This window comes from Desulfovibrio sp. JC022, from assembly GCF_010470665.1.
In the GTDB taxonomy this organism is placed as follows: Bacteria; Desulfobacterota; Desulfovibrionia; order Desulfovibrionales; family Desulfovibrionaceae; genus Maridesulfovibrio.
In genome coordinates this window covers 24,068-35,490 of record NZ_VOPZ01000017.1, presented here as the reverse complement: position 1 = coordinate 35,490, position 11,423 = coordinate 24,068, and the positions used below count along the sequence as shown (strand labels likewise).

Sequence of the window (11,423 nt, the reverse complement as noted above, 5' to 3'; positions counted from 1 at the left end):
AGCAAGCAAAATTTGCTTGCGACCACTGAGGAGAGGTCACACCCGACCCCATTCCGAACTCGGAAGTTAAGCTCTCCATCGCCGATGATACTGCTGGGTAGCCAGTGGGAAAGTAGGTCGTCGCAAGCTTTTATTTTAAAGCCCCCTTAAGAAATTAAGGGGGCTTTCTTGCGTTATGGGAGAAGGGGGCAAAGCCTCGCGAGTCTATGACGTAGAGAAATCATATTGCGACCAGTACATTTGAGGAGTACAAAGTCTGAAAGTTTATTACTTTTCAGGAGAGATACAATGCTGATAGCTGATTTCAAATCATACGAGAATATCCAGTTTGAAAGTATGGACCTTGAGAATCAGGTCATACAGGAAACTACTTTTTACAGGTGTACTTTTCAGGTTTCTTCTTTCCAGTATGCCGAATTAATTGACTGCGAATTTCAGGAGTGCCGCTTTGTCGGTTGTAATATGGCTGTGGCTGTTTTTTCTAATTCAAAGGTAATTGACACAGAGTTCCGTGATTCTAAATTGCTCGGTATCAACTGGGGCAATCTAGGTCCGGTTATTGTTGCCAAGTATTCAAATTGCCTTATGGATAGGTGTGCTTTTAGCAGTCAAAATCTGCTCAAGGTGAAATTTGATTCTTGTTCATTGCGCGATGCGGCTTTTTCGGATTGTAAATTAGCCCGTGTAAAATTCGATGACTGCGATTTCTCAGGTTGCCAGTTTCATCAGACAGATTTGTCCTTCGCTGATTTCACCTCCTCCCGAAATTATTTCATGAACGCTGAGACTAATAAACTCAAGAAGACCAAATTTTCATTGCCGGAAGCAGTCTCACTGTTGGCTAATCTTGATATTGAATTGAAGTAGGGGCTTGTTCTCCCACTGCCTGTTGCCATCTCCCCCGCAACATCTCGCAAATTTCTTCCTGAGTATGCGCGGTCATTAATTCCATTTCTAAAGGGATGCGTTTATCAGCAGCTTCAAGTTCTTTTATGAAATTATTAATTTTACGGGCTGAAAATTTATAGACCTGACTTTCAAACAAAATTTTATCTGCGCTGTGAAGTTCTAGGTATATGACCGGAGCAAGTCTGGGCTTTATGAACGGAGAGTAATCTTCTTCTGATTCCGGTTCCGGTGTCGGCTTTTCAATTGCGATCTCTCTAATGTTGTCCCATGGGATGTATTTTGTGATCGCGCCGATAAGCCTGATTCCGTCATCACTTGTTTCCAGAAAATTCTTTTGAGCTTTGAGCTTTATCATTTTCCAGATAAAGGCGGCGATGCCTGTTGTAGCCAGAATGCGGGCAAGTAAGAGTTCTCCTTCACTCTGGGCGGTGAATGATCCGAAATAGCTGAACAGCATAAATGCCACAGTGCCGAACAGACCGAAACTGCATAGTGCAATACCTACTGGACGCATGTCGTTTCTTAGAATAATTTCATCTGGCAACGCAGTCTCCGATTGTATCTAAAAATTACATCCTGTTATTATATAAATATTTTTTATTAAAAATGTCTATATCAATTCCTTAATGAACTGACCGACCTTCCTTCTTTCACCAAATCTTTAAATCCTGAATCAAATTATGCTCACACTCGTCCTTTCTGCCCTTATTCCACTGTTCCTGATGGTCATTGCCGGTGCGGTTTCGTTTCGGAGTGAAATTCTGCCCGAAAATTCGGCAACTGTGCTGAACGGCTTTGTTTATTATTTTACTTTACCCGCGTTACTTTTCGGCTCGCTGGCAACAACTCCGTTTGAGGAAATTGCGCAGGGCCGTTTTATAGGCGGGTATCTTAGTGCCATGATCGGAGCTTACTGGCTGATGTTTTTGGTTTCAAAGTTTATATTCAAGGGCCATTTTACTGAGGATGGAATTCGAGCCAGTTCCGCGAGTTTTCCTAATTCCGCCTACCTCGGCCTGCCGATTATGATGTATTTATATGATGGCAGCGGGCAGGCTTTAATTGCCACTACACTGGCCATTATTCTTCCTATTTTTATTGTGATTATGGTGGTGGCTACTTTTGAGTTGAACAGGGCGGATAAGTCTAAGTCAACACTGGGTGTCATCGGGCAGATTGCTTTGTCTATGCTCAAGACCCCGCTTATCGGTGCATCGTTTGCCGGGGCTGTTTTTTCTTTCATGCATTTCGAGCTTCCTGAATTTCTCGCCACAGGGCTGCATAATTTCGGTATGGCTTCGGTTCCCTGTGCTTTGTTTGCAATTGGAATTTTGATTGTCCGCCAGAAGATGGAATTGAAATGGGGTAATATCGGGCTGGTGAATTTTTTCAAATTGATTCTGCATCCGCTTCTTGCCGCGGGATGCCTGATTTTATTCGGCGTAAGAGGGCAGGAGTTGCTTATGGGCGTTCTGCTGGCCGGAATGCCTACTGCCGCTCTTTGTTGTGTGCTGGCAGAATCATACCATACTTGCGAGACTGAGACGTCAGCCACAGTGCTGGTTTCCATGATTCTTTATATTCCAACCATGGTCCTGACTCTTGTGGCGGCTGAATTCTGCGGAATTCCATTGATACGCGGTTAGATTCAAAGAGAAAGGCCGAGGTGATTTTTATCACTCCGGCCTTGTTCCTATTGAGCTGCTTTTTGCAGGGCTATGGCCCTGAGCTGTTGCATTTTTGCTTTATCCTGAAGCAGTGCTTTCATATCCGGATTGTTTGATATGATGAAGGAAATTAATGAGCTTGTAAGTTTAGTGTCGTATTTGGTCTTACTTTCCGTGAGGATAATGGCAGCGAGAATAGCATTTAGTCCCGGCCTATGGTAGCGGTCAGCGATCATGCCGCAGAATGCATCGGCAATGGCGCAGACCCTTGCTTCGAGGGTAATGGCATCACCGCGTCGCCCTTTTGGATAACCACTGCCGTCCAGACGCTCATGATGATCAAAGACACAGGCCTTGATGATTTCATCCCTGATTTCGAGTCGGTTGAGCATTTTTTCAGCAATATCCACATGTTCCTGCATGCGCATTCTTTCTTTGTAGAGTAACTTGGTAGGCTTGGTCAGTACTGCCGGAGGAATCTGTGTCATACCCAGATCATGCAGGACCAGACCCATGGTCAGGGGCTTCAGGTCCATTTTTTCACCAGGTTTGTATAAAATTTTAAGGTAGATGGATGTTCCTACAAAAAGGGTGTTCACCGCATGGCAACAGATATCTTTTTCTCGCTTCAGGGTGTTGAAAAAATGGGTCCATCTGTTGGGGTCTACCCAGACATACTCGCAAAAGATAGCCAGCACGGTGCTCAGTTCAGACAGTGTTTCCCCGATGGGATTTGAATAAAAGGAGCGTACTTTTTCCAGTACGCCATTGTAAAATATTTCCGCTGCCGCAGCTTCATCAAGAAAATGTTCTGTCAGCAGTGCTCCAAGGTTCTGGCTGATATGTCCGGCAAGAGAAGCGTAATCTTCTTTTGAAATGAATAAGTTGCCTTCATTGCAGTAGTTATTGACTTGTTCCTGCTTTTTATCTGAAAGTCTTGTATCTTTAGCAAAAAGAGGGACAACACGTTGGAATTCATCATCGTGTATGCATAGGGATACAGGAAGTTTATTTCCGAATGTATTTAAAATATTGAAGCTGATTTGCAGGAACTCTTCAGCTCCGACACTCTGGTTTTCTGTATCCTTATTCATAACACTGATTCCTTTCAGTAGTAATCGCTATCCATGTGATTAAATATAAATGAACTTTAAGGTTATTACAGCGGGATTAAAAAGTAAATAGTCGTCTTGATTTATGCTTAATCTTAAGTGTTTTTTTGTATGTTTGCAGAGTCTCCTGATTGTTATAATGCTTACTGAAGTTTTTGGTCGATCCAATAGAAAAACATGGGGAGATTATGGCTGATAAAATGCCTGATAAATTTATGAGTGTTTCAAAAAAAATACTGGAAGAAGAGCCGGATTTAAAACGCAAACTAGAAAAGGTCATGGGGCGTGTGGCAGACACAATAGTGAAGGATAAGTATGTGGATGAAGATGAAGAGCCGTCTGCTGCAAAGAACGAGTCAAAAGAGTAGATTCTTGTTGTTTAGAACAAATTGTCACTCTTGCCGTAGGATTTCATTTCGCCTCTGTAAGCGGAAAGAATATCTTCTTTACTGATAAATCCACTGAAATTACCGTCTTTCATAACCGGAAGAGTGCGTTTGCCACTGCGGTTCATTGTTTCAAGGATTTCAGCTGCTCCCATGCCCTGCTCTACAATGGGGGCATTTCTGTCAATGGCTACTTCACCGATATTGCTTTGCTGCTGGTCCGGGTCAAGTATTGATGATCTTGCTGAAACAACATCTACCATGCCCATGAATTCCTGAGTTTCACTGTTAATAATGGGGATGTGGGTCTGACTGGTGCTGGACAGTACTTTCAGGAATTCACTGACACTCATCTGCGGACAGGCGTAGGTAAGCTCTTTGTGGACCAGTTCTCCTGTATCAATATCAGCTAGAATTTTTTCATCTGTTTTGGGGCGCAGCAGCTGTCCTTTTTCCACCAGATCCTTGAAATAGAAAGACGACGGCTCAAAGGCGTGGGTGAGCATGGAAGAAATAAAAGTGACAGTCATTATGTGCATGACTGCCTGATATCCGTGGGTAATCTCAAGCACAAGAAAAACGCTGGTCAGCGGGGCCTGCATTACGCCGCTGACTACTCCGGCCATGCCCAGCAGGGCATATGAGCCTTCTCCGGTAAGCAGATGCTGGGGAATGATCTGGGAAATTATCCGGTAATAACATGCGCCGAAAAGTGAGCCGATGACAAGGCAGGGTGCGAATATGCCTCCTAAACCTCCGCTGCCGAGGGTCAGTGATGTTGTAGCTACTCTGATCATCCCCATGAGGGCAACAATGGCGATCCCGTCCGGCAGGGTTCCATGGATAGCCATTTTAATGGAAGTGTATCCTTCGCCAAGAGCCAATGGAAAGAATATGCCGATGATCCCGACAGCCAGCCCGCCGCTTGCGGCTTTGATCCACGGCTTATTGGTGAATGAGGAGCAGATGGACCCCACTTGGCGGATAGAGCGAACAAAGGCCACGGAAATAAGGGCAGCCAGCACGGCAAGCAGGATGGATGAGCCGAGATCGGTCACTCCCATGGGGGGGAACTGGTCACTGAACGGGATTACATTTCCTTCAAGCAGGCGCGAAGTCTGGGTGGCGACCACCGAGGATATGGCAATGGGAATCAGGTGATAGGGCGTCCACTCCCCAAGTATTATTTCAACGGCAAAGATCATCCCGGTAACCGGGGCGTTGAAAATAGCTGATATGGATCCGGCAGCACCGCAGCCGATAAGGGTCATGCGAGATTGGCCGCTCATTTTGAACAGCCGGGAAAGGTTGGAGCCCATGGCCGATCCACTGACCACAACCGGGGCTTCCGGGCCTGCTGAACCGCCGCTGGCAATGGTCAGCAAGCTGGTCAAAAGTGAGCTGATGATTGAAACGGGGCGCAGGATTCCCTGTTTCAGTCCTACTTTGGCAATGACTTCGCCAACTCCGTGTCCGCCTGATTCCTTGAAAATATTTTTGCTCAGGATGACCGCGCCTGCGGCGCCCACTGCGGGCAGCAGGAACATCCACCAGTGCTGGGAGTTGGTTTTGCGCAGCATGCTTAAGAAATCAAGGGCCTTATTCAAGCCTACGGCAGCCAGTGCCGAGCATCCCCCGATGGCAACCGCCGCAAGGATGAGTACGGCATTGCGCGAGGGTGCCCGCTTATGCAGAAAATGTTTCAATTCCGCCGGGCTGATGCCGTTACCTGATTTGAACATGTGCGCCTGATTCCTTTTTAGCTTAATAAAGTAGGCCGACCACAGCCCCGGTCATGCAGGTGGCAAGAGTTCCTCCGATGACTGATTTTGTGCCAAGGGCTACGATTTCATCCTTGCGCGAAGGGGCGATGGAAACCAGCCCGCCGATAAGAATCCCCAGACTGCCAAGATTGGCGAAGCCGCACATGGCGTAAGTCATGATGATGGTCGAGCGCGGGGAAAGTGCTCCTTCGGGAAGTCCGGCCAGTTGCAGATAGGCCAGAAATTCATTGAGGATGGTTTTGGTCCCCATGAGCGAGGAGGCGGTGTAAGCTTCACTGGCGGGAATGCCCATCAGCCAGACTACAGGCCACATGATTATGCCCAGAATGCGTTGCAGGGTCAGCGGTTCACCGTACATATCGGGCAGGAAGGCCAGAATCTGGTTGGTCAGGGCAACCAGTGCCACCAGAACCAGCAGCATTGCCACAACATTTATAAGCAGGCTTACGCCGTCAGATGTTCCTTTAACCACGGCATCCATGGAGCTTGACGCACTGCTTTTAATATTCAAGCCGTCTTCGCCCTGATGTCTTGCTGATTCGGGTATCATAATCCGCGAAATAAGGATTGCTGCCGGGGCACTGATTATGGAAGCGGTCAGAATATGCCCGATGGCACCGGGAAGGACCGGATTAAGTATGGAAGCGTAGAGTACCAGAACTGTGCCGGAGATGGTCGCCATGCCGCTGATCATCAGGGTCATGAGTTCACTGCGGCTCATGTTTTTTACATAGGGGGAAATGATGATCGGTGCTTCAACCATGCCCACAAAAATATTGGAAGCAACACCCAGCCCCAGTGCTCCGCCGATATCCATTGTTTTTTGCAAGGCCATTGAGAATCCTTTTACAACTATGGGGATAACCCGCCAGTAGAAAAGCAGGGCGGAAAGTGCGCTGACCACGAGAATTAGCGGCAGCGCCCGGAATGCAAGGGTCCAGCTCGCTCCGGGTGATGTTTCTGCAAATGGCAGGGGGCCGCCGCCCAGATATCCGAATATAAAACTTGTTCCGGCCTGTGTTGCCTGCTGCAATGCATCTACAGCGTGGTTCAAATACATTATCAGATCACTGAAAAACGGAACCTTCAACATCAGCGCAGCAACGGCAAACTGAAGAGCCATCCCGGTGAGGATATTTTTCAGGCTGAGTCCTTTCTTGTTTTCACTGAACAGCCAGGCAATAAATACTAATCCGAACAGTCCCGCCAAACTTTGAATCATTTTCACTATCCTTTTCAAGCAGAGTATTTGTAATATTCATATGAATTACATGATACTATCCAAGGCTGCAACAGGGTCCGATTTTGTTACTGGTTTTTAATCATGTTTCTTGAACCTTTCTGTTTTTGACGTTAGTATCTCTCAAAATGTGTTCTAAGTGGGAAAAGACCATGAATTGAAGGTGCTCCTGCTCTTGGAAAAAACTTCTGATGTAGGGAATGTTTATATGAATGTTGAACTTGCCAAGCCGTTTATCAAGGCTGCTGTGGATGTGCTGTCAATGATGGCCATGGTCACTCCGACACCCGGAAAGCCTTATGTAAAGAAAACCAAGACCGCAGTAGGTGATGTTACCGGTCTGGTCGGTATCACCGGGGATATGAATGGAACCATCTCGATTTCTTTTTCAAAAGATTGTGCGGTCACCATTGTTAAGAATATGCTCGGCGATGATGTTCAGGATATCCTTCAGGATGTTCAGGACGCTGTCGGCGAAATAACCAATATGGTTTCCGGTCAGGCCAGAGCCGGTCTTGCAGAGCAGGGCCTTACTTTTTCCGGAGCCACTCCTTCTGTTATTATGGGGGACAACCATACTATTACTCACATAGCAAGCACTCCTATTATGGCTATTCCGTTTACTTCCGATGCCGGGGAGTTCACCATTGAATTTTGTTTTGAATAGAAACAAGTCCCATTGAAATAAAGAGAGATCATAATATGTCTATGTTAACCGATTTCAGAGAAAAATCTTTCTTGGATAAGATCAGTATTCTCAATGAGGTGGCTACAGCCAAGGACCCGGAGGAGCTGGATGGGCTGCTTGAGCTTTTTCAGAATCCGCTTGAAGATACTTCTGTTGATTATATGGTGGTAACTGCCCTGAACGGGGTGCTTTCCGCTGATGAACAAAAAGCGGTGGAACTTCTGGGCAAGGAACAAGGCAAATTGCGCACCTTGTGTATCAGGGTTTGCGGTGAGTTCCAGTTTAAAAGTGCCGTGCCTGTCCTGCTGGAAATGGCCGGCGATAATGCTGATCCTGATTTCCTGTTTGAAGTTTTGACCTCGCTTTCCAAAATAGGCGGTCCTGATTCCCTTGAACTTTTCCGTTCCAATATCAATAACGATGACGACCTGATCGTGGTCATGGCTATTGAAATGTTAGGAGAGCTAAAGGACGAACAGTCTATTCCGGCTCTCAAAGAATTCGTGGATCGCAACAATGAGGATGACCGTTATGAAGTCTGCGATCTAACCACATGGAAGGCAGTTGAGTGTCTTTCCGCCATCGGCACTGATGAGGCCCTTGATTTTATTGTAGCCAATCTGCATCACCGGAATCCCACAGTTCGCCGGGTGGTTACTGACTCCCTGACCATACTCGGTGCTAAGGGGATTCCATATCTGACTAAAGTCATCAGCCCGGAATCCGAGAAGGATGACATGATTCTGGCCGCCAACGTGCTCGGTTTTATTGGAGACAAGGAAGGCCTTGATGTGCTCATGGATGCCATTGAGAAGCAGTATTCCACTGACTCCAGCGTGAAATACGCCATCTATGAAGCCATCGGCAGGATTGGAACCATGAAGGCGGTCATCAGCCTTTTTGATGGATTGGAAGACGATGACGAGTTGATCACTGTTGCTGTCATGACCGGGCTGGACAATTTGGTTAACCCCGGAGTTACCAAGAAGCTTGTGGATATCGTCGGTCAGGGTGGCAGTAAGGCCGGGAAGATTCTGCGGGCCATTGTAACAGCCCAGGCTGTGAATATTTTTCAGGGACTTTACTCTGAAGGTAAAATCGGACGTTTTTTGATGAATGCCGTGGTGGCGTCCAAGGACTCCGAAGTGCATGAAGTTTTCCGGGCTAAGCTGAGCGAGATTGGCGGCGAAGAAGCCGAGGCCGATATCTCCAGATTGCCGGAAGCTGTTAAAGTTGGTGGCAAAAGGGCCTTGGCTGCGGATGATTCCAAGTCAATGCTCGCCCTTTACCGCAGTATTCTGACTAACGCCGGTTATGAACCTACTGTGGCTGAAAACGGTCAGGAAGCTTATTCCCATATTCAGTTGAATGAAGAGTTCGACGTGATCATCACCGATATGAATATGCCGGTCATGGACGGAATGGAGTTTGTTGCCAAGCTTCGCCAGACTGACGGTTACGCGGATATCCCGGTGATCATGGTTACCACTGAGTCTGAATATTCCCAGCAGGAACTGGCGCGTAAAACCGGGGTGAACGATTTCATCACCAAGCCGTTTACCGCTGACCAGCTGAAAGCAAAGATTGCTGAATACGTTTCCTAGAATATAGAAGAATTGAGTTTAAAAGAGAGGGCCTTGATGGTCCTCTCTTTTTTTATGTTTGCTTAATTTTGCGGATTTCTTCAGCGACCATATGTCCTACTTGCCTACTGTAAAGCATGGCTACATGCCCCATTGCCCGGGTGTGCTTTATGGTCCATTTCCCTGATGCAGGCTCAAGGTTGGGCCAGGGCAGGACCAGTTCGTCTGTAGGTGAGATGATGGCTGTCTTGGCGATCCGTTGCGGATATCTGATTTTGTTTTGTCCTTTGAACAGGCTGCTGTGCGGGTTCAGGCTGCGCCCCAGTCTGCCGATGGCAATGGCGGCGAGGCTGCTGCCCCGGTACGGAGTTCCGAGGGTGATTATGCCCGCACACATTTTTTCCATATCCGGGTTTTGCGCAGCCCCGCAGGAAAGCAGTCCGCCGAGGCTGTGCCCGGTCAGGATTATTTTTTGTCCTGACTCCCGGTGCAATTTTGAAATTATATCCCGCAGTTCCAGCACCAGTTCCGGATAAGATGTAGTGAAGCTATTGTATTGCCATGTGTGTAGATTGCTGAATCCGGAAAGATTCAAGCGGTAGCGCATGACCAGCCATGCAACCTTATTGTGATACAGGCCGTGGACCATGAGGATTGGGGTGTTATCCCCGTTTTTGTTGATCAACGGTAGAGTGCATAAAAAGGTGAAGGGCCGGGTGCATATGGCTATGAGCAGGCTGATTCCTGCTGAAATGGTTGCTCTCGCAATGTCTTTGCAGTTCTGTTTGAGCCCTCGGCGGTCTATTTCCTTTTTGTTGCTGAGGGCGGCAAAAAGGAAAAGCGGTAAAGGCAGCAACATCAGTATCAGGGCGGCAGTTATTAAAATTTTCATGGTCGGCGCGGGGTTTGGGTTAGCGTATCTTGTTTTCAATTGACGCAATTTGTTTCCGCCTGCAACATAATTATCAATCTTTATTGTTACAAATGGAGAACTGAAGTGAAGAATACGGTTTTAAGTCTGGATATCGGCAGCGGCACTCAGGATGTTCTTTATTATATTAAGGATGTGGAGATTGAGAACTGTTTTAAATTTGTTCTGCCTTCCCCGGCAAGGGTCGTAGGGGCACGGATTAAGGAACTTACCGGACAGGGACGCGATATTTATCTTTCCGGCAGGAATATGGGGGGCGGTTTCGGAAGATCTGTTTATCCCCATATTGAGGCCGGATACAAAGTGTATGCACATCCGCGTGCAGCCCTCGCTCTTGGTGACGACCTTTCCCGGCTGGAAAAGAACGGGATTATCCTTGCGGAAGAAAAGCCGGAAGAGTGCGCGGAAGTTGCCCTTGCTGATTTTGATCCCAACTGGTGGGAAAATTTCTTTATAGCCGCAGGGTTGGATTACCCGGATTATGTAACCGCTTCGGTTCAGGACCACGGTTACCATCCCGGTAAGAGCAATCGCATCGGGCGGTTCAACCTCTGGAAGCATCTGCTGCTGGAGAATGGTGGACGGCCGGAAAGTCTGGTTTTTGAAACCGTGCCTGATGAATTTACCCGCATGGCCGAATTGCAGGACAGTATCGGCGGAGGTGCGGTCAGCGACACTGGAGCAGCTGCGGTGCTGGGTGCCCTTTTTGTGGATGAAATTATGGCGCACAGTCACAGGCAGGGCGTCTGCCTGATCAATGTGGGCAACAGCCACACTGTTTCTTTTTTGCTCTACAAAGGAGCTGTTTACGGGGTCTACGAACATCATACCGGGAATATGACCCCGGAAAAACTCTGGGAAGATTCGCAGCGTTTCCGGCAGGGCAGGATTAGTTTTCAGGATGTTTTTGATGATTGGGGGCACGGTTGTTTGACTCTTGATCTGCCTGCTGAGGCGCAGGGCTTTGCGCCGACTTATGTGCTTGGACCCCGGCGCGCTCTCTTGAACGGTTATGACGTGGAATTTCCTTCACCGGGCGGGGACATGATGCTTGCCGGATGTTTCGGCTTGATAAAAGGTCTGGAGATGAAAGGCATCTTGTAACTATTATAGTTCAAGGTCT

Annotated in this window: 11 protein-coding genes and 1 rRNA gene; 7 read left to right on the top strand and 5 right to left on the bottom strand. The window is 47.5% G+C overall.

Annotation, left to right across the window (positions count from 1 at the left end; all coding sequences use genetic code 11):
• Positions 1–14: 14 nt before the first annotated feature.
• Positions 15–129 (top strand): 5S ribosomal RNA (rrf, locus tag FMS18_RS19690).
• 159 nt (positions 130–288) lie between these two features.
• Positions 289–867 carry a pentapeptide repeat-containing protein gene (locus FMS18_RS19685; RefSeq protein ID WP_163296368.1) on the top strand — a complete coding sequence of 193 codons (579 nt, stop codon included), beginning with the start codon at positions 289–291 and terminating at the stop codon, positions 865–867.
• On the opposite strand, the gene FMS18_RS19680 is transcribed toward FMS18_RS19685, so the two are convergent.
• Positions 842–1,453 (bottom strand): hypothetical protein, encoded by a 612-nt coding sequence (locus tag FMS18_RS19680; protein ID WP_163296367.1) that lies wholly within the window; start codon positions 1,451–1,453, stop codon positions 842–844. The two genes, FMS18_RS19685 and FMS18_RS19680, sit on opposite strands and share 26 nt — an antisense overlap.
• A gap of 136 nt (positions 1,454–1,589) precedes the next feature.
• On the opposite strand from FMS18_RS19680, the gene FMS18_RS19675 reads away from it, so the two are divergent.
• Entirely contained in the window at positions 1,590–2,555 is a 966-nt protein-coding gene (locus FMS18_RS19675) for an AEC family transporter (RefSeq protein WP_163296366.1), read from the top strand.
• A 47-nt stretch (positions 2,556–2,602) separates the two neighbouring features.
• Here FMS18_RS19675 and FMS18_RS19670 read toward each other — a convergent pair whose 3' ends face one another.
• Complete coding sequence (locus FMS18_RS19670; RefSeq protein WP_163296365.1) at positions 2,603–3,670, bottom strand: HD-GYP domain-containing protein; 1,068 nt, start codon at positions 3,668–3,670, stop codon at positions 2,603–2,605.
• A 206-nt stretch (positions 3,671–3,876) separates the two neighbouring features.
• Between FMS18_RS19670 and FMS18_RS19665 the strand changes: the two genes are divergently transcribed.
• Positions 3,877–4,056 (top strand): hypothetical protein, encoded by a 180-nt coding sequence (locus tag FMS18_RS19665; RefSeq protein WP_163296364.1) that lies wholly within the window; start codon positions 3,877–3,879, stop codon positions 4,054–4,056.
• A gap of 11 nt (positions 4,057–4,067) precedes the next feature.
• Here FMS18_RS19665 and FMS18_RS19660 read toward each other — a convergent pair whose 3' ends face one another.
• On the bottom strand, positions 4,068–5,816 hold the full coding sequence (locus FMS18_RS19660; RefSeq protein ID WP_163296363.1) for a chloride channel protein: 1,749 nt from the start codon (positions 5,814–5,816) through the stop codon (positions 4,068–4,070).
• Between the two features lie 22 nt (positions 5,817–5,838).
• A complete protein-coding gene (locus FMS18_RS19655) occupies positions 5,839–7,080 on the bottom strand; it encodes a nucleoside transporter C-terminal domain-containing protein (protein WP_203544715.1) in 1,242 nt (413 codons plus the stop codon).
• Between the two features lie 226 nt (positions 7,081–7,306).
• Between FMS18_RS19655 and FMS18_RS19650 the strand changes: the two genes are divergently transcribed.
• Positions 7,307–7,765, top strand: a complete 459-nt coding sequence (locus FMS18_RS19650; RefSeq protein ID WP_163296361.1) for a chemotaxis protein CheX — start codon at positions 7,307–7,309, stop codon at positions 7,763–7,765.
• A gap of 35 nt (positions 7,766–7,800) precedes the next feature.
• Positions 7,801–9,390, top strand: coding sequence for a HEAT repeat domain-containing protein (locus tag FMS18_RS19645; protein WP_163296360.1), 1,590 nt, complete (start codon positions 7,801–7,803; stop codon positions 9,388–9,390).
• A 52-nt stretch (positions 9,391–9,442) separates the two neighbouring features.
• Here FMS18_RS19645 and FMS18_RS19640 read toward each other — a convergent pair whose 3' ends face one another.
• A complete protein-coding gene (locus FMS18_RS19640) occupies positions 9,443–10,261 on the bottom strand; it encodes a triacylglycerol lipase (protein ID WP_239061121.1) in 819 nt (272 codons plus the stop codon).
• Positions 10,262–10,366: 105 nt separating this feature from the next.
• Here FMS18_RS19640 and FMS18_RS19635 point away from each other — a divergent pair, with 105 nt between their 5' ends.
• Complete coding sequence (locus FMS18_RS19635) at positions 10,367–11,404, top strand: DUF1786 domain-containing protein (protein WP_163296358.1); 1,038 nt, start codon at positions 10,367–10,369, stop codon at positions 11,402–11,404.
• The last annotated feature ends 19 nt before the right edge of the window (positions 11,405–11,423 follow it).

What these genes read in the sequence shown, in the direction of transcription:
- FMS18_RS19660 (WP_163296363.1), bottom strand. Translation starts at nt 5,816, where the DNA reads ATGTTCAAATCAGGTAACGGCATCAGCCCGGCGGAATTGAAACATTTT.
- FMS18_RS19670 (WP_163296365.1), bottom strand. Translation starts at nt 3,670, where the DNA reads ATGAATAAGGATACAGAAAACCAGAGTGTCGGAGCTGAAGAGTTCCTG.
- FMS18_RS19665 (WP_163296364.1), top strand. Translation starts at nt 3,877, where the DNA reads ATGGCTGATAAAATGCCTGATAAATTTATGAGTGTTTCAAAAAAAATA.
- FMS18_RS19650 (WP_163296361.1), top strand. Translation starts at nt 7,307, where the DNA reads ATGAATGTTGAACTTGCCAAGCCGTTTATCAAGGCTGCTGTGGATGTG.
- FMS18_RS19640 (WP_239061121.1), bottom strand. Translation starts at nt 10,261, where the DNA reads ATGAAAATTTTAATAACTGCCGCCCTGATACTGATGTTGCTGCCTTTA.
- FMS18_RS19655 (WP_203544715.1), bottom strand. Translation starts at nt 7,080, where the DNA reads ATGATTCAAAGTTTGGCGGGACTGTTCGGATTAGTATTTATTGCCTGG.
- FMS18_RS19685 (WP_163296368.1), top strand. Translation starts at nt 289, where the DNA reads ATGCTGATAGCTGATTTCAAATCATACGAGAATATCCAGTTTGAAAGT.
- FMS18_RS19675 (WP_163296366.1), top strand. Translation starts at nt 1,590, where the DNA reads ATGCTCACACTCGTCCTTTCTGCCCTTATTCCACTGTTCCTGATGGTC.
- FMS18_RS19645 (WP_163296360.1), top strand. Translation starts at nt 7,801, where the DNA reads ATGTCTATGTTAACCGATTTCAGAGAAAAATCTTTCTTGGATAAGATC.